The sequence below is a fragment of the Lysinibacillus sp. NPDC093216 genome, from assembly GCF_050280325.1.
In the GTDB taxonomy this organism is placed as follows: Bacteria; Bacillota; Bacilli; order Bacillales_A; family Planococcaceae; genus Lysinibacillus.
This window is the reverse complement of record NZ_JBNNVB010000012.1, coordinates 82,209-99,558: the sequence shown is the minus strand read 5'-3', so window position 1 is coordinate 99,558 and position 17,350 is coordinate 82,209. Positions and strand designations below refer to the sequence as shown.

At 36.7% G+C, this 17,350-nt stretch carries 16 protein-coding genes; 13 read left to right on the top strand and 3 right to left on the bottom strand.

Going from position 1 to position 17,350, the window contains the following annotated elements:
• The first annotated feature begins 394 nt into the window (after positions 1 to 394).
• The gene (locus ACQKOG_RS14760; RefSeq protein WP_427447156.1) at positions 395 to 1,480 is read left to right on the top strand and encodes a YHYH domain-containing protein; all 1,086 of its coding nucleotides are present in this window, start codon (positions 395 to 397) and stop codon (positions 1,478 to 1,480) included.
• Positions 1,470 to 2,093, top strand: coding sequence for a hypothetical protein (locus tag ACQKOG_RS14755; RefSeq protein WP_370077818.1), 624 nt, complete (start codon positions 1,470 to 1,472; stop codon positions 2,091 to 2,093). The genes ACQKOG_RS14760 and ACQKOG_RS14755 overlap by 11 nt, the downstream gene beginning before the upstream one ends.
• Before the next feature lie 65 nt (positions 2,094 to 2,158).
• Here ACQKOG_RS14755 and ACQKOG_RS14750 read toward each other — a convergent pair whose 3' ends face one another.
• A complete protein-coding gene (locus ACQKOG_RS14750) occupies positions 2,159 to 3,349 on the bottom strand; it encodes a coenzyme F420-0:L-glutamate ligase (protein WP_402869947.1) in 1,191 nt (396 codons plus the stop codon).
• Positions 3,350 to 3,473: 124 nt separating this feature from the next.
• Here ACQKOG_RS14750 and ACQKOG_RS14745 point away from each other — a divergent pair, with 124 nt between their 5' ends.
• Positions 3,474 to 4,394, top strand: coding sequence for a LysR family transcriptional regulator (locus ACQKOG_RS14745; protein WP_370077814.1), 921 nt, complete (start codon positions 3,474 to 3,476; stop codon positions 4,392 to 4,394).
• 384 nt (positions 4,395 to 4,778) lie between these two features.
• Here the strand turns inward: ACQKOG_RS14745 and ACQKOG_RS14740 are convergent, their stop codons facing one another.
• Complete coding sequence (locus ACQKOG_RS14740; protein ID WP_427447153.1) at positions 4,779 to 5,660, bottom strand: LysR family transcriptional regulator; 882 nt, start codon at positions 5,658 to 5,660, stop codon at positions 4,779 to 4,781.
• Between the two features lie 113 nt (positions 5,661 to 5,773).
• On the opposite strand from ACQKOG_RS14740, the gene ACQKOG_RS14735 reads away from it, so the two are divergent.
• The gene (locus ACQKOG_RS14735) at positions 5,774 to 6,793 is read left to right on the top strand and encodes a YeiH family protein (RefSeq protein ID WP_427447182.1); all 1,020 of its coding nucleotides are present in this window, start codon (positions 5,774 to 5,776) and stop codon (positions 6,791 to 6,793) included.
• 104 nt (positions 6,794 to 6,897) lie between these two features.
• Here the strand turns inward: ACQKOG_RS14735 and ACQKOG_RS14730 are convergent, their stop codons facing one another.
• Positions 6,898 to 7,233 (bottom strand): heme oxygenase, encoded by a 336-nt coding sequence (locus tag ACQKOG_RS14730; protein WP_142509939.1) that lies wholly within the window; start codon positions 7,231 to 7,233, stop codon positions 6,898 to 6,900.
• A 242-nt stretch (positions 7,234 to 7,475) separates the two neighbouring features.
• Between ACQKOG_RS14730 and ACQKOG_RS14725 the strand changes: the two genes are divergently transcribed.
• The 9 genes from ACQKOG_RS14725 to ACQKOG_RS14685 all read left to right on the top strand — a co-directional run bounded on the left by ACQKOG_RS14725 (position 7,476) and on the right by ACQKOG_RS14685 (position 17,350).
• Entirely contained in the window at positions 7,476 to 8,162 is a 687-nt protein-coding gene (locus tag ACQKOG_RS14725) for a response regulator (protein WP_402869953.1), read from the top strand.
• Positions 8,146 to 9,573, top strand: coding sequence for a HAMP domain-containing sensor histidine kinase (locus ACQKOG_RS14720; protein ID WP_427447150.1), 1,428 nt, complete (start codon positions 8,146 to 8,148; stop codon positions 9,571 to 9,573). Before ACQKOG_RS14725 ends, ACQKOG_RS14720 begins: the two co-directional genes overlap by 17 nt.
• A 153-nt stretch (positions 9,574 to 9,726) precedes the next feature.
• Complete coding sequence (locus ACQKOG_RS14715) at positions 9,727 to 10,563, top strand: foldase protein PrsA (protein ID WP_427447148.1); 837 nt, start codon at positions 9,727 to 9,729, stop codon at positions 10,561 to 10,563.
• A 12-nt stretch (positions 10,564 to 10,575) separates the two neighbouring features.
• Positions 10,576 to 11,277 carry a polyphosphate polymerase domain-containing protein gene (locus ACQKOG_RS14710; RefSeq protein WP_370077802.1) on the top strand — a complete coding sequence of 234 codons (702 nt, stop codon included), beginning with the start codon at positions 10,576 to 10,578 and terminating at the stop codon, positions 11,275 to 11,277.
• Between the two features lie 14 nt (positions 11,278 to 11,291).
• Positions 11,292 to 11,975 carry a DUF4956 domain-containing protein gene (locus ACQKOG_RS14705; RefSeq protein WP_370077800.1) on the top strand — a complete coding sequence of 228 codons (684 nt, stop codon included), beginning with the start codon at positions 11,292 to 11,294 and terminating at the stop codon, positions 11,973 to 11,975.
• A 46-nt stretch (positions 11,976 to 12,021) separates the two neighbouring features.
• The gene (locus ACQKOG_RS14700) at positions 12,022 to 13,812 is read left to right on the top strand and encodes a CotH kinase family protein (RefSeq protein ID WP_370077798.1); all 1,791 of its coding nucleotides are present in this window, start codon (positions 12,022 to 12,024) and stop codon (positions 13,810 to 13,812) included.
• 88 nt (positions 13,813 to 13,900) lie between these two features.
• Positions 13,901 to 14,503, top strand: a complete 603-nt coding sequence (locus tag ACQKOG_RS14695) for a class I SAM-dependent methyltransferase (protein ID WP_370077796.1) — start codon at positions 13,901 to 13,903, stop codon at positions 14,501 to 14,503.
• A gap of 482 nt (positions 14,504 to 14,985) precedes the next feature.
• Positions 14,986 to 16,209 carry an ABC transporter substrate-binding protein gene (locus ACQKOG_RS14690; protein ID WP_370077794.1) on the top strand — a complete coding sequence of 408 codons (1,224 nt, stop codon included), beginning with the start codon at positions 14,986 to 14,988 and terminating at the stop codon, positions 16,207 to 16,209.
• Between the two features lie 265 nt (positions 16,210 to 16,474).
• Positions 16,475 to 17,350 carry a branched-chain amino acid ABC transporter permease gene (locus ACQKOG_RS14685; protein ID WP_370077792.1) on the top strand — a complete coding sequence of 292 codons (876 nt, stop codon included), beginning with the start codon at positions 16,475 to 16,477 and terminating at the stop codon, positions 17,348 to 17,350.

The window sequence follows — 17,350 nt, the reverse complement described above, 5'->3', positions numbered from 1 at the left end:
TAATATATAACAAATATGAGGAAGTATGCAGTGGCAGCGAGTCCCTTGAATAGGGACTTACAGGTTCGATTCCTGTCAACCTCACTAAATGAAAAGGCATAATAGAATATATTCCCTCTAAGTAGACAATGTAAAAAGGATACTTAGGGGGTTTTTCTATGAACAGGATAGATTAACCTTCTGCTTCGTGGAGAAGTATTACTTTTTTAAATAAATAATTTAGTATAGCTACCGTCTTTTAGACTTTTTTCTCAAAAATTAAACGCACTCCCATTTCTCACTTATATTATTTAATTTTTTTAGATCGGAATGGAGAATGGCAAAATCGTACTATACGTCATGGGAAACATGATATAAGATAAAATATAGAAAATATTATAAATGGGAGGTAAAAATGGTGAGAAATGGTTATTTGTCGATAATTAGTATTTTAGCATGCTGTTTTTTACTTCTGCCACCGTATACAGCAAGTGCCCATCCAGGCAGAACTGATAGTAATGGAGGGCATACCTGTCGAACTAACTGTGCAAAATGGGGATTAAAAAATGGAGAGTATCATTATCATAATGGTGGTAGTACGTCCAACGGTAGTAGTGGTACATCCAGTAGTAGCGGTAGTACATCAAAACCTACCCCAACAAAATCTGTAACCTCAACACCAGAGCCAAAAGTGGATGAGGATCAAGTGAAGGCGGAAAACTATTACACAACAGCAACGGATTTATATAATAGTGGAGAATATAAGAAAGCTATTACTGAACTTGAAAAGATTTATGAATTGAATAAAAGTAGTAGTAAGACAGATAGCCTTGTTCAAAAATCTATGAATGCTATTTATCAGTTGGCTGAATCTAAGAGTAATGCAGGGGATTATTCAATAGCTAAAGATTATGCGATTTATATAAAAGAAAATCGACATGCTAGCGACGAGATTAAGCTAAAGGCTAATGGTTTATTAAAACAAATAGAAGAGAACGAGAAAATCAATGAATTGCTTTATAAAGCAACAAATGCTAGAGATGAAAAAGAGTACGAAAAAACTTTCAGCTTTATCCAAGAGGCTCAGAAGATAAAAGATTTAGATAAAATTAAATCTTTTTATAATGAAACGGTAGAGTCTTTAACGAGTGATGCAGAAGAAGCATTTCACCAAAAGCAGTATGGGGATGCTAAAAAGCTTTATAAATTATTGGTCAAAAAAACAGAAACGCCAACATTAATCTCACAATATCAAAAGAAAATCCAGCGAATACAAGGCGAACAATTACTACTAAAAAGTTTTGATATTAAGACAACGGATTTTGAAGGGACGTCTCTTTTTAATCATTTAATGGAAGATGAAAACAACTCACATTATGATGAAAATATTGTAAATATATTAAAAGACTCCTTACATGAGGGTACAGATAATGCTAGGAAATTTATATTTAATGTTAACATTGAAGAATTGTTAAAAGGGGGAAAGAAAGATGCTGCATAAATCAGAGTTAAAACTTAGAACCCCGATTTTTAAAACAGCTTGGTTTATGTGGTTTTGGTTAATTATTTTTCCTCCTTTGGGTGTATTTCTTATGTGGAAACAGGGACGTCTTACTAAAATGAAACGTACTATAGCTACCGCAATAGCCGGTGTCTACTTTGTCTCTCCGATGATAATTGGAATGGCAACAACGCTGCCTCTTTATAGTAACCAAGAAGAATTTATAGAGGCATTCAATAAAGAAATTAAAAAACTAGACTTCTCGTATTCTCTTGAAAATATAAAAAAAGAAGAAGAAACAATTACTTCGAAGTTGGGTAAGGATATTACTTTAATTGAAAATATTGATGAAAAAGGCGCAGTACATGAGTTGGTTATGGTGGGGCAAGGCGAAGGGATGGATATCATACTTTCTATGGGGTTGTTAATTGGTATGACAAACCCCATCTTAAACCAAAACGAGATTGGCGCTGTTTTGAAGGATTTACGTTTGTTTGACGAAAGTTATGAATATCAAAAGAATGAAACAACTGTAGAGAAAAATAAGATTCGTTATAATTTAAAATATGATCAAGCTGCTGGTGTAATATTTAGTGTTTCAAAAGTGAATTAATATTATAGCTAATGAATCTTTCAATAGAAAAAGTGCGAGCAACTAGCTCGCACTTTTTTTGGAAATTACTTTGTATAGTTATCGAAATAACCTTGAATATAAATCATTGGTGTTCCTTTATCACCTGAACCAGAAGTTAGATCAGATAGTGAACCAATTAGGTCTGTTAAACGACGAGGTGTTGTACCTTGAGCTGCCATTTGCCCAGTTAAATCTTCGTCTTTGTTTTGGATATACTCAGAAATTGCTGCTTTTAATTCTTCGCCGCGAAGATCCGCAAAATCATTATCTGCTAAGTATTTTAGCTTTACTTCGTTTGGCGTGCCATCTAATCCAGCAGTGAAAGCTGGTGAAACAACTGGGTCAGCTAACTCCCAAATCTTGCCCACAGGATCTTTAAATGCACCATCACCATAAACCATTACTTCAACTGTTTTACCAGTAGCTTCTTTGAGTTTTGCTTGGATGCCATCAACGATTGGTTGGCAAGTATGTGGGAATAATTTTACGCTATCTTCAGTAGCTTTATTTGAACCAAGTAGACCATACTCCGCATTGAAGCCAGAACCGTTATTAGATACAGATAAAATATTATCAAGACTGTATACTTTTTCAGCTCCATTTGCCGTTAAAATACGTTTCGTACGTAAGCGTGTATGAATATCACAAGTTAAAACACTCTTCGTAAAATCTAAAATTGTTTTTGGGTTATTTGAAAAGATAACTTCACAAGTAGCACCTTCAGCTTCGATCAGCTCTTTATAATATTCGATATAATCTACACCTGTAAATGTATGTTTTTTATAGCCGAAATGCTCACGGAATTCAACCTCAGTTAAAGTATCTGTCCAAGGATTAATCCCTTTGACATCTAGCTCATCGATATCAACTAGGTGATTCCCAACTTCATCAGATGGATAGCTAAGCATAAGAACAACCTTTTTTACGCCTTTTGCAATACCACGTAAGCAGTTAGCGAAACGATTACGGCTTAGAATTGGAAAAATAACACCAACAGTATCATCGCCAAATTTAGCAGCTACGTCAGTTGCGATATCATCAATGGATGCATAGTTACCTTGTGCACGCGCAACGACAGATTCTGTTACTGTGACAATGTCACGATCTTCAATGGAATAGCCTTCAATCTTTGCTGCATTTAATACTGTATCAACAACGATTTGCTCAATATTATCGCCTTCGTTAATAATTGGACCACGAAGACCTCTTACTACTGTACCAACTACACGTTCCAAAATAATCTCTCCTTATTAAATAGGTAAATGTATGTTAAATAAAACCAATATAGTTTTACTATACGCTCCTTTAGTGATATAAGTAAAATTAATAGTTCGTATAATAGCTATAAGAGGTGCTTATATGATAGGGAAATTAGATTTATATCGCGTTTTTAGTATTGTCGCTAAAAATAATAGCTTTTCAAGTGCAGCTAAAGATTTATATATGACTCAACCAGCTGTTAGCCAAGCCATGATGCAATTAGAAAAGGAGCTAGGTACACGTCTCTTTAACCGTACACCTAAAGGAGTGACGTTAACAACTGAAGGTAAACTTTTATATGAGTATACAAATTCAGCGTTAGGCCTTTTAGATGCTGGTGAGGAGAAACTGCTAGAATTTAAAAATTTAACAACAGGTCAGTTGAAAATTGGAGTAGGGGACACTATTTCTCGTTTCTTTTTAATGCCTTATCTAGAGACGTTTCATACAATGTATCCAAATATCAAATTACAAATGTTAAATGGAACGACTTCGGAAATTTGTAACTTTATTAAATCTGGCGAGGTTGATATAGGACTTTGTAATTTTCCGATAGAAGATCAGACATTACAGTTAACAGCTTGCACCGAGGTTCAGGATATTTTTGTATGCGGCGAAAAGTACAAAACGTTGGCATCAAAAAGCTTAAGCTTTGAGGATCTGTTAAAGTTTCCACTTGTTTTTTTAGAGAAAAAATCAAATTCAAGAAAGTATGTAGAAGATTATTTATTTGCAAGAGGGATCTTCATTGAACCTGAGTTTGAGCTTGGTTCACATGATCTAGTGCTGGAATTTGCACGCAGTAATTTAGGAATTGCTTGTGTAACGAAAGAATTTTCTAAAGATTATTTGCAGCGAGGATTTTTATATGAGCTAACATTAACGGAAAGTATACCAAATCGGAGCATTGGCATGTGTTATTTGAAAAGCGTACCTTTATCTCGAGCAGCGTTGAAATTTGTAGAAATTATTGAGCATAAGCAGGAGCGTAAACGTCTAAATCCAAGAATTATAAAGTGAGCTTAGCGAGTAGTGTTGAAAACCAAAATGGTGAAGGGAATCTATGTCACATTAAATAAAGTATGGCTCTTCTGCAAAACGAGAGGTTGATTTCCGTTCGACTGGGCGCTTTGTAGCTGCCGCTTTGCTTTCGCTACAGAAAACATTTGTTGTTGCTGTCGCTACGCTTTCGCACAGAAAACATCCGCTTCGCTGCAGGGTCTCGGGCCAACACGATGTTGGTCACGAAGGCTTTATCACAGGACGTGATAAAGCCTTCGTTCCTCTATTGCTGATCCCCAAGGAGTCGCCCAGTTTCCACTCCAATCAACCACTTCACATAGTATATATCTTCTGACACATAATAGCTTTTCAACAACATGAAGCTTAGCGAATTACTAGTCGCTAAGCTTTTTTTAATAGTGCCTCTAAAAGAATGTCGACATTGCGTTTATTTTTTATTGTAGGCGAGCACAAATAAGAAAATGTTCGGATAAAATGCTGTTCCTCGAGGGGTAAGATTTTTATATCGCCATTTTTTAATTCACGCTCAATGACACTAGCGGACAGTAATGAAAGTCCAAGCCCCTGTATAACGCTTTCTTTCACACCTTGATTGCTACTAATAGTAAGAAGTGAACGTACTTGGAGCCCATTTGCTCTAAATAAATGATCTAAATAATAACGTGTGCCAGAGCCTTCTTCACGTGCAACCCAATTTTGCTGCTGTAAGTCCGAAACTGTAATCGTTGACTCCTTTGCAAGAGGGTGATTACTCGCGCTGACAATAAATAACTCGTCTTGCATAAACGGTTTAATAAGAAGTTCATGGTCGTGTGCTTGTCCTTCAATAAGACCGATATCGACTTGTAATAATTTTGTATATTGAATGATTTCTTTCGTATTGCCAATAATAACTTGAAGCTCTAGCTGAGGGAATTGCTGTTGCAAGTTGGCAATGATAGGAGGTAATATATATTCCCCAATGGTAAAGCTAGCGCCAATCACAAGTGTACCTTGAATTTCATGGTGATAGGTTAAAATATCTTCCTTTGCTGCCTCGGCAATGGCCATCATTTGCTTTGCTCGTTTATATAAAATTTCTCCAGTTGGTGTGATTTGTACAGATTTTGGTGAACGGATAAATAAAGTCGTGTGAAATTCTTGTTCTAAGTTTTTAATGTGTAAACTGACACTTGGCTGTGAAATATGAAGTATTTCGGAGGCTTTCGTAAAATTATTGACCTCCACCAGTGTGATGAACGTTTTTAAAGCATCAAATTGCATATTACCACTCCTATTATTAGAAATATTAATAATTACGATTATATATATGTATTTTACTGATGATTAACTTTTTAATAAAGTAATAATTATCAAGGATGAAAGAAGTGAACAACATGGATAATGGCCAGCAGAGGTTAAAAAGTTTCCAAACCCCAGCGTTTATGAAGGGGATCTTGTTGACACTCATTATTGCCTTAGTAGCAAAATATATTTCGACATTTCCTTTCTTCTCAATTTTAGGGCAGCTTGTCATTGCCATTATATTAGGTATGGCTTGGAGAGCAGCCTTTAAGGTGCAGGATTCTTGGCAAACAGGCATAACATTTTCAAGTAAAAAATTATTACGCCTCGGCATTATTTTTCTGGGTATGCGTTTAAACTTAGCGGATATTTACAATGCTGGAGCGAGTGTTTTTCTTATTGCTTTTATTAATCTAGTATTTGCTTTAGTGGTTGTATATGGCTTAACGAAGGTATTTCATGTAGATAAGAAGCTAGGCATATTAACAGCTTGTGGTACAGCTATTTGTGGGGCTGCTGCTGTTGTCGCTATTGCTCCTCAAATTAAAGCGAATGAAAAAGAAACGGCAGTGGGCGCAGCGATAGTCGCATTATTAGGGACTGTATTCACATTAGTCTACACGGTGTTATACTCTGTATTTAACTTAACTCCTACTGAATATGGTATTTTTGCGGGAGGCACTCTACATGAAATTGCTCATGTTATTGCAGCAGCCTCAGCTGGTGGAAATGAAGCCATTGATATGGCAGTTATTGTGAAGCTAACACGTGTCGCATTGCTTGTACCCGTAGCTATTGTCATCGGTATTTTATATCGGAGAAATGAAAAGGGGCAGGAAAAAGAAGGATTTTCACTGTCGATAATTCCGTGGTTTATTCTTGGGTTTTTAGCGATGAGCGCTATTAATTCATTAGGAATTGTACCAGCTAATGTAGCGCAAACATTTGTAAATATCGCTTATATTTTAATTGGGATGGCGATGGCTGGACTAGGTTTAAATGTAGAGATAAAAACCTTTAAACAATTAGGTGTAAAGGCGTTTATTGCAGGATTTATCGGTTCGGTTTGCTTATCAATACTTGGCTATGTTTTAGTTATTTTCATGCAATAATTCAAAAAGATCCTGCATTTTCAAAAATGCAGGATCTTTTTTTAGATAGAATCAGAAGATATTTTAGTTGTTACTTCTTTCAGCCTGCTGAAAGAAGTTGAAAATTAGCGTAATGCTTCAATCGAAGAAGCTAATTCAGCTATAACTATTTTGCTACCGATAAGTGGACTGTTTTCAGGTTTTCCTCCCTCAGCACTTTGTCCAGGACGGTGATGAGCTGCAGCGAATGCATCGCTATTACGCCAAGCTTGGAAATGCTCTTTAGACTCCCAGTACATATTGACGCTCATTTCGTCATAAGTGGGATCATCAGTTGAAACTAATACCTCCACTTTATGGAAGCCTTCAAACTGCTGTAGAGGTCCTGGTTTTGTAAAGTTTGGTGCCATTTTTGCAGCAAAGCCGGGTTTTACTTGAATACGATTTGTAACAATAATCATGCTTTCCCCCCTAATCATTTTTTTGTTAACTATACGAATGAATTATCAATGATTATCATTCGCAATCAATGATAATTCGCCTAGGAAGACATTGTCAATAGAAGAGCCATGTAAATTGCAAATAGCTCGATATTTGATGCACCACTATAAGTATGAACAGTCTCATTAGGCCCTGACATTTAACTGACATAATCCGATGATATAATGAAAATACGAATGTACTGGTAACGAGGTGAAAGGGCATGGCAAAAATATTAGTAGTAGAAGACGAATATGCAATTAGCCAAGTTTTGAAGGCATATTTGAAAAAAGTAGGCTATGATGTTATGCAATGTTTTAATGGCGGTCAGGCATTGGCTATATTTCAAGAGGTTCAGCCTGATTTAGTATTACTAGATATTATGTTACCAGAAAAAAACGGTTGGTTAGTTTTAAAGGAAATTAGAGAAGTTAGCTCTTGTCCAGTGATCATGCTAACGGCATTAGGCGATGTAAATTATCGATTAGAGGGTTTCGATCAAGGAGCAGACGATTATATTGCAAAGCCATTTATTGCTGATGAGGTAGTGGCAAGAGTCAAGGCGGTTTTAAGGCGCGCTAAAGGGAGCCGTGAATCTTCAGAAATAAAACGCTTTGGTGGGTTAGAGATTGATATGAAAGCCCATCGAGTGCTACTTAAGGGAGAAGAAATCATCTTAACGCCTAGAGATTTATCTGTACTTTTATTTTTGGCCGAGCATCCAAACCAAACATTTACACGTGACCAACTTATTGATCAAGTTTGGGGCTGGGAATATGAAGGTAGTGATAGAGCGGTGGATTTAGCGGTGAAGCGACTAAGAAAGGTACTTAAAGAATGGGATGAGGAAGAGGGAGAAATAAAGACACTACGTGGATTGGGGTATCAGCTAAGTGTTCAAAAAAAATAAGCGAATATCTTTACGCAACTATTGGACAAGTCGCTATTTATTAACTCTCTTTGTGGGTCTAGCTATTATCTCTTTTATTTCTGCGGCATGGATTCGGCATACGACGTTTCAAAATCGACTAGAGATGATGGAATTTATAGCAGACGAGACTGTATTTCGCCTAACAGATACTTCTAGCCAAAATAATGGACCTATGAGCGGTATTCCAGGGTTTATTGGTAACCGTGAGCGATCTACTATGCGAGAAATTGATCCTGTTTTATATGTTGTAGATACGGCAGGCAATATAGTAAGTAGCAATCGACCGATGCCTCCAGGAAGTGAAAAAAATGTTGCCAACATACTGGATGGTGAAGAAGGGACAAAGAAAATAACTGTAACGAGTGAGGGACAAGAGTTAGTTCAATATGTCGTAAAAAGAAAACTTGAAAGGGACAATAAGGAAGTTGGCTGGGTGCTTGTCTTAGAGAAAAAGGAGAATTTAACGAAGGTTAACCAAGCATACGGGCTACTGGCATTACTTATTGGAGCACTTGCTGTATTGGGGTGGGGTGCTATTTATTTTTTATCCAAACGTCTAGCACACCCAATAAAACAGGTTGCCGAAGCTGCAAAGCAAGTGCAAGAAGGAAACTATACATTTGATTTGCCTCAAAATAGTAAGGAAGAAGAAATTTATGAGCTCGTTACTTCTTTTAAAGAAATGGCGAATAAGCTAGAACAATTAGAAAAGACTCGAACAGAATTATTAGCGGGCGTCACCCACGAGCTAAAAACACCGGTTACGTCAATTAGTGGGTTATTGCAGGCGGTGAAAGATGGAGTCGTTACAGGTCAGGATGCTAGTGAATTTATTCAAATGGCATTAGTAGAAACGACGAAAATGAAAACGATGGTCGGTGATTTGCTAGCTTATAATCATTTTGCGGTAGATGCAATTCCAGTAAAGCTTGAAACAATGAATGTTAATCAGTTAGTGCGTGATGCTGTAGCTCAATGGGAAGTAATGCAGGATGACGAAAATGTAAAAATACAAATGGATTTCCTTGCAGACTCCGTTGATGTTCAGGCGGATGTTGTACGTATACAGCAAATAGTTACTAATTTATTGACGAATGCAAAGCAAGCAATGCAGGAAGGGATTGTCATCATTACGCTGGTGGAAAAAGAGGATGCTGTCTTCATTACTGTAAAGGACACAGGACATGGTATCCCTCAGGAAGATCAGGCATTTATCTTTGAACGTTTTTATAGAGGAGAAAATAAAAAATATGCGGTCCGAGGCTTAGGCTTAGGATTATCACTTAGTAAAATGATGGCGCAATCTATAGGCGGTGATTTACGACTAATTGACAGTAATTCATCAGGAACATGCTTTGAAATAACACTGAAAAAGGCTACTTCGCTCTAAAAGGCGTGGTAGCTTTTTTTTGTAAAGTTTTTTTGAAGGAAATGTAAAGCTGACATCTGACTGACACATTAGGCCTTTATAGTAAGCATTGTAAACGAGAAACCAAAAGAAAGGACGGGATCAAGGATGACCGGAAACAAAAGGTTTTTCCAAATGATAACCTTACCTGCAGCATTATTAATACTACTAGTCGGTTGTGGTGAGAGTAGCGATTATGTGGCGAAGGTTGATGGTGAAAAGATTTTACAAACAGAACTAGATGACGCATTGCGTGAACAATACGGTACAGAGGTGCTAGAGACACTAATTACCAATAAAATAGTTGAACTAGAGGCGAAGAAAGTGGGTGTTTCTGTATCCGAGGACTCTATTCAGGAAGAGTATAAGGAGTTAGCCGAGTCGTATGGTGGGGAAGAATCATTACAAGAGGCACTAGAGGTGAACGGACTGACAGAGCAGAGTGTGAAGGATAATATTCGCATATATCAACTTACCAAAAATGTAATTGCTGAAAGCATTGACATATCAGATGAGGAAGTAGCTCAATATTTTGAAAACAATAAGGATAGCTATGGACAAAAGGAAGAGATTGTAGCTAGCCATATTTTATTGGAGGATGAGGCAACAGCAAAGGATGTGCTAGCAAAAATAAAAGCTGGTGAGGATTTTTCGGAGCTAGCAAAAACATATTCAATCGATTCATCAACGAATGAGGCTGGTGGGGAAATAGGCTATATTAGTCGAGGACAGATGGATGAGAAATTTGAAGAAGCCGCATTTGGCCTTGAAAAAGGTAGCGTCAGTGATATTGTTCAAACGTCAGAAGGTTATCACATCATTAAAGTAACCGAAAAAGTACCTGCAGAAGAGGCCGTATTCGAGGATGTAAAAGATGAAGTTTATGCGACTGTGCTGGAGGATCGCATAAATGAGGAATACGCATCTTGGTTAGCTGATAAACAAGAGCAATACAAAATAGAAAAAATGTAAGGAGTGAACTATATGCCTACTCTTACCTCGTTTAATCCTAACGGTCGAAAGGAGATTAAACAGGCTATCTCCTATCCGGACTATACATTGCTAAAAACTAAGCTACAGCATGTAATGCAGCGAGATAAGCATGCTGGGATGAATGGTAAGTATTTAATTCGCAGCACATACTTTGATAATTTTGAAAACAAAGTTCTAAATGAAAAAAAAGAGGGTTATATCAATCGAGATAAATATCGAGTACGAATTTACGGTAAATCCACTACGACTATAAATTTGGAGCGAAAAAGCAAACGAAATAATTTAACCTTTAAAACGAAGTGTGCCATATCCCAAAAGGAATATGAAAAAATGCGTGGTGGGGATAATGCTTGGATGGAGGAAGACGAACGAGCGTTAATTCAAGATTTATATAAGGACATGAAGTATCACCAATTGAAACCAATGACAGTTGTCGATTACGAGCGTGAGGCTTACATCTATCCCTTTGGAAATGTGCGTGTCACATTTGATAGTAAAGTACAGTCGAGCCTACGTAATACAGATATGTTTAATCCGAAGCTACCGATGGTTGATGTACTTGAGCCAAACTTAGTTATTTTAGAAGTGAAATACGATGAGTACTTGCCGGATATTATTAAGTACTTATTACAATCAGTAGATACACGTGCTGAGGCATATTCGAAATATCAGCTTAGTCGTATGTATGTATAAAGGAGAATTAAACAATGGATACTATAAAATTTAACGATATTTTTAAATCCAGCTTTTTAGAGAAAACAACATCATTTTCATTAATAGATTCACTTTTAGGGTTAGTTGTAGCATTCTTTGTAGGCCTGTTTATTTACGCTGTATACAAGAAAACCTTTAACGGAGTAATTTACTCGCATTCCTTCAATATTTCGCTACTCATTATGACAATGGCAACAGCACTAGTGATTATGGGAATAAGTTCAAATGTGCTGTTATCGTTAGGTATGGTTGGTGCACTATCAATCGTGCGTTTCCGTACACCTATTAAAGATCCTATGGATTTAGTATATATTTTCTGGGCAATAGTTTCTGGGATTCTTTGCGGTGCAGGATTTATTCCACTTGTTATAATCGGTGCCGTTCTAATTGGTCTCGTACTACTCGTGTTAGTGAACAAAATTACTGTGGAGAATCCATATCTTTTAATTGTGAAATTTGAAGAAGATTTTGCTTGTGAGGAAGTGGAGCATATTATTGCGGCACAGTCTAAAAAATTCGCTTTAAAATCAAAATCTATTATGTCGGATGTTGAAATCGAAACAACCTATGAAATTCGTGTTAAACAAAATGATACAAAATTGATGGACAATCTTACAAAAGTACCTGGAGTAAAATCAGCAGTAATGCTTAGTTATGATGGTAATTTCACTGCTTAGTAACCACTCTAGAGGAGTTTTCTAACTATGAAGAGAGGTGCTGATAATGATTAAAACACGGGTTGTCTATATTAGTATGGCAATTCTGCTACTCCTCTTTGTTGTTGTGTCTGCAGTGCTCCCAAAAACCGGCATTGAAACAAAAAATACCGAGTTTTCCTATGAGTCTATTGTGTTTAATAAAAATAAAGTAACAACAGTAGATATTGAAATAGCCGAGGAAGATTGGGCTGACATGCTAGAAAGTGCAACAGATAAGGAGTTGAAGCAAGCTAATATCACAGTAGATGGCAAGAGAATAGAGAATGTAGCTATTCGTACAAAAGGAAGTTCATCACTGAACTCGGTTGCAAATAGCGACTCGGATCGATATAGCTTAAAAATAGATTTCGATTATTACGATGATACACAAAGCTTATACGGCTTGAAAAAATTAAATTTAAATAATAATTTCAGTGATTCAACGTTAATGCGAGAATATATTTCTTATGAGCTGATGGAACAAATGGGATTACCTACACCCGCTCATTCATATATGTATGTCACAGTGAATGGTGAGGATAGAGGTTTATTTTTAGGGGTAGAAGCCGTGGATGAAACATTCCTGGCAAATAACTACGGCTCTAATGATGGATTTTTGTTTAAGCCAGATGGGACAGGCAGTGATTTAAAATATATTAGTGATGATATTGCTGATTATACGGGAATTGGCTTAAAAACGAACGAAGGTAATGTCGATCAATCAAAATTCATTGACATGATTAAAGCTATCAATAATGGCGGCAATATCGAAAAATATATTGATGTCGATGAAATGCTGCGTTATTTTGCTATGAACACGGCAATTGTAAATCTTGATAGTTATCAGAGCAATATGAAACACAATTACTATTTGTATGAGAAGGATGGTGTGTTTTCTATCATACCTTGGGATTATAATATGTCCTTTGGTGGCTTTGGTGGAGGTGGTAGAATGGGTGGCAATATTCAAATGCCAGCCGATGCCAATATGAAAGCACCAGAAGATGCACAGACGAATGAGCAATTAGATAAACCAGACATGGAGTTTCCGAATAATGGTGTTCAACAACAGCAAGGAGAACGTCCTAATGGTGGCCTCGATAAGGGTGGAATCAATATGGGGATGGGTATGTCCGGCGATCTTATGGCAGATAGCGCTATTAACTTTAGTGTGACTACCCCAGTATCTGGTACAACATTAGAGGATAGCCCGCTATTAAATGCCTTACTCTCAAATGAAGAGTATCGTGCTAAATATGAAGGCTATTTAGAAGAGATAGCGACTAATTACTTAACAGAAGAAAACATACAAAACATTACCAAAAAATTAGCATTGTTATTAACGACGTATGTGGAAGCAGACCCTACGAAATTCTCTACAACAGAACAGTTTATAGAAGCGGTAGAAGGGGAAAAAAGTCTTCCTGAATTTGCAAAACAGCGCTCCGAATCTATTTTAAAGCAACTGTCAGGGGAACTTGTTGTGGAAGCAACAACACAAGGGAATATGGCAATGCCTAATCCAGGCGAAATGGGTGACATGAACATTCCGATGCAAAGACCAGATGACTTTGATCCTTCACAAGCCCCTCCATTTAATCAAAACGGTGATAAGCAGGGAGACAGACCAAATGGTGGTGGTCCAATGCAACGACCTGACAAAAATGGAGGACCTATGTGGCCAAACCAAGGCGATGAGCAACTAAAGCAAGGAACAGTTATCGATAAAAATACAATTCTTACAGCGGCTGTTTGCTTTGTCTTGTTAATAGTTGCACTGCTCTTTGTTTTAAAATTTAATAGAAGAGGTCGTTAAAAAAATAACCATATCCAAAACTTTTGGGTATGGTTTTTGCTTTTTATCGTGCTAAAATAAAGCATTCTTTTTTGAGGAGTCTACTAATATGAATGAACAACAATTTGATAAGCTTTTGCATATTAATACGGTCGGTGAACAGTATGGGTTTCCTAAATTAGCTCACTACCATCGTTATGAGCCAACACCATATGCTGGATTAGAACAATTATTTTCTGAGTATGAGATGCCTGATAATCCAGTGTTTATCGATATTGGATGTGGAAAAGGGAGAGTCCCTATTTATGTACATGATAAATTTCATATTCCGACAATAGGGGTAGAAATGGATGCAGGTTTTTATGCAGAGGCTGAGAATAATAAAAGGAACTATCTTCAAAAAAAGAGTGCTCAATCTCCGGTTTCCTTTATGCATTCAATAGCGGAGGACTATGCTATTCAACCAAGCGACACGGTTTTCTTTTTTTTTAATCCATTTTCAATCCACATTTTTCGTACGGTTATTCATAATATATGGAAGTCTTATGAACAGCATATGCGTGAAATTCATGTTATTTTATATTACCCACCATATGATTATTTACAGTTTTTACATCATGGGACGCCTTTTGAATTAATCCATGAGGTTCATCTTGAAAATGAAACAAATATTAACGAACGACTTTGTGTGTTTGCATTGAAAAAAGCTTAGAGCTGTAGAAATAACCCAGCTCTAAGCTTTTTAATAAGATTCGACTATGACAAATTTTAAAAAATCTTACTCCGATTGCGCCCTCTAAGTACTGTATTTCCCTGGGAATAAATAGTTATTGGTAATTCCAAATTAATACTTCGCCAGAACGCTTTATATTTTAGATCTTGCAATTTTCGAAAAAAGGACTTCTTTTAACGAGATTTTATCGTAAAAAAATAATCAAATATGATAGTTTTATATTAATGTTTGTTCTAAATTAATAGATAATTTTTAAATTACTAATTATACAGAAAAATCACTCTAGACTAAAAATAAAGAATGTTTTACAATGTAAAAGGTTTAATTGAATAATATATTGATTTAGTAATAGATAGTTATGAATTGTCATTTTGGTTATTTTTGTTATTGAGGAAATGCTGTGGATTGTTTATAATTATCAGAAATATCTAATATTTGAAAAAACTTAGGGGGAATAAATTATGAGAGAGAACAAAAAACTTAAAAAGTTTGGCTCACTTCTAGTTGCATCTTCACTACTTGCAGGCGTTCTTGCTGGCTGTGGTAATGGAGATAGTTCAAGTTCAGGAGGAGGATCATCATCAGGCGGTGGCGGTTCTTCTGACGGTGATACTATTAAAATCGGTGCAAACTTAGAGCTTTCGGGTAACGTAGCTTCCTATGGTTCTTCGATTGCTCTAGGTGCAGACCTTGCGGTAAAAGAAATTAATGATAATGGCGGAATCGACGGTAAAAAAATTGACCTTATTAAAGTAGATAATAAGTCTGACAACTCAGAGGCTACTGCAGCAGCTCTTAAACTAGCAACGCAAGATAGAGTAGTAGCAATGTTAGCCCCAGCAACTTCTGGTAATACAGTTGCTACCGTTCAAATTGCGAATAAAAATAAAATCCCAATCGTTACTGGTTCTGGTACTGCTCCAAACATTACAGTGAATGATAACGGTAGCATTAATGAGTATGCATTCCGTACTTGTTTTATCGATCCATTCCAAGGGATCGTAGCAGCAAACTTTGCTACTAATGAATTAAAAGCTAAAAATGTAGCTATTTTTGCGGATAACGCATCTGATTATGCAAAAGGTTTAGCAAAATCATTTAAAGAAACAATTACAAAAAATGGTGGGAAAGTTGTAAAGGAAGAAGCGTATGTAGCAAAGGATACTGATTTCCGTACACAATTAACTAATATTAAAGGAGAGAAGCCAGACTTTATTTTTATTCCAGGATACTATGAAGAGGTAGGTATAATTGTAAAACAAGCGCGTGAATTGGGTATTGATGTACCACTGATGGGGGCTGACGGTTGGGATTCACCAACATTAGTAGAGTTAGCTGGTGCGAAAGCGCTGAATAACACGTACATCACAAACCACTACTCTGCAGAAGACCCAGATCAAAAAATTCAAGATTTCGTAAAGGCGTTTAAAGCAGCGAACAAGGATAAAGCACCAGATGCATTCAATGCACTTGGCTATGACTCAATTTACTACATTGCTGATGCTATTAAGCGTGCAGGCTCTACGGATGGGGAAGCTATTAAAAAGGCTTTAGCTGACACAAAAGATCTTTCTTTAGTAACAGGTACTTTCTCAGTTGACAAAAATCATAACCCAATTAAAACAGCAACAGTTCTTGAATTTGAAGACGGTAAACAAGTGTTCAACTCTAAAGTTAATCCTTAATGTTTTTTAGGCAAGGGGAGGCGGGGAAACACGCCTTCCTTTTTATGTTTTATCTTCATTCAGTAAAGGCTCCCACCATTGAAGGTGGTGAGATGAATACGGATATGGTTCCTTTACAGTGTCCAAACACCTAATTACGCCAAGGCGAAATTGATAGAACAAAAAAATTTTTTAAGAGGACACAATTTACTCTATTTTCAATAATAACATGTAGAAGTAAGTCCTATTTTTGCACTTTTCAAAAAATAAAAAGGAGTGAACGCTCATGGAATGGATACAGCAGCTTGTGAATGGTATTTCACTAGGTAGTATATACGCATTAATAGCGCTGGGGTATACGATGGTATACGGGATTATTAAGCTGATTAACTTTGCCCACGGCGATGTCTTTATGATCGGGGCATTTATTGGCTTTTATGCAATTGCTAAATGGGAGCTTGGCTTCTTTCCAGCACTGTTATTGGCGATGGCAGTCTGTGCAATCTTTGGTGTTTTAATTGAACGTATTGCTTATAAGCGCTTGCGAAATGCCACACGTATTGCGGCTTTAATTACTGCAATCGGTGTATCGCTATTAATTGAATATACAACTATTTTCTTCAGAGGTGCGCAACCTGCGGCATATCCTGATGTCATTAAAAATAAATCATTTGATATTTTCGGTGTTCAAATCAGTAGTATATCAATATTAATTTTATCTGTCTCAATTGTACTGATGGTTCTTTTACAATTCATCGTACATAAAACAAAAATCGGGAAAGCGATGCGTGCGGTTTCTCATGATGCCGATGCAGCACGTTTAATGGGCATTAATGTAGATAATACAATTTCAGCAACCTTCGCAATTGGTTCAGCTTTAGCGGGTGCAGCAGGTGTTATCTTTGGGGTATATTACACAAAAATCGATCCATTAATGGGTGTTATTCCAGGGCTTAAAGCATTCATCGCGGCAGTACTTGGCGGTATTGGTATTATTCCTGGTGCCATGGTTGGCGGTATGTTGCTCGGTGTTGTGGAATCATTAGTAAGTGCACTTGGTTTCTCTCTATGGCGTGATGCAGCAGCATTCGTTATTTTAATTTTAATTTTAATCTTCAGACCATCGGGTATCTTTGGTAAAAATGCCCGTGAGAAAGTGTAG

Excerpts from the sequence above, each read along its gene's own strand:
- ACQKOG_RS14760 (WP_427447156.1), top strand. The coding sequence starts at position 395 with ATGGTGAGAAATGGTTATTTGTCGATAATTAGTATTTTAGCATGCTGT.
- ACQKOG_RS14755 (WP_370077818.1), top strand. The coding sequence starts at position 1,470 with ATGCTGCATAAATCAGAGTTAAAACTTAGAACCCCGATTTTTAAAACA.
- ACQKOG_RS14745 (WP_370077814.1), top strand. The coding sequence starts at position 3,474 with ATGATAGGGAAATTAGATTTATATCGCGTTTTTAGTATTGTCGCTAAA.
- ACQKOG_RS14740 (WP_427447153.1), bottom strand. The coding sequence starts at position 5,660 with ATGCAATTTGATGCTTTAAAAACGTTCATCACACTGGTGGAGGTCAAT.
- ACQKOG_RS14735 (WP_427447182.1), top strand. The coding sequence starts at position 5,774 with ATGGATAATGGCCAGCAGAGGTTAAAAAGTTTCCAAACCCCAGCGTTT.
- ACQKOG_RS14730 (WP_142509939.1), bottom strand. The coding sequence starts at position 7,233 with ATGATTATTGTTACAAATCGTATTCAAGTAAAACCCGGCTTTGCTGCA.
- ACQKOG_RS14725 (WP_402869953.1), top strand. The coding sequence starts at position 7,476 with ATGGCAAAAATATTAGTAGTAGAAGACGAATATGCAATTAGCCAAGTT.
- ACQKOG_RS14715 (WP_427447148.1), top strand. The coding sequence starts at position 9,727 with ATGATAACCTTACCTGCAGCATTATTAATACTACTAGTCGGTTGTGGT.
- ACQKOG_RS14710 (WP_370077802.1), top strand. The coding sequence starts at position 10,576 with ATGCCTACTCTTACCTCGTTTAATCCTAACGGTCGAAAGGAGATTAAA.
- ACQKOG_RS14705 (WP_370077800.1), top strand. The coding sequence starts at position 11,292 with ATGGATACTATAAAATTTAACGATATTTTTAAATCCAGCTTTTTAGAG.
- ACQKOG_RS14700 (WP_370077798.1), top strand. The coding sequence starts at position 12,022 with ATGATTAAAACACGGGTTGTCTATATTAGTATGGCAATTCTGCTACTC.
- ACQKOG_RS14695 (WP_370077796.1), top strand. The coding sequence starts at position 13,901 with ATGAATGAACAACAATTTGATAAGCTTTTGCATATTAATACGGTCGGT.
- ACQKOG_RS14690 (WP_370077794.1), top strand. The coding sequence starts at position 14,986 with ATGAGAGAGAACAAAAAACTTAAAAAGTTTGGCTCACTTCTAGTTGCA.
- ACQKOG_RS14685 (WP_370077792.1), top strand. The coding sequence starts at position 16,475 with ATGGAATGGATACAGCAGCTTGTGAATGGTATTTCACTAGGTAGTATA.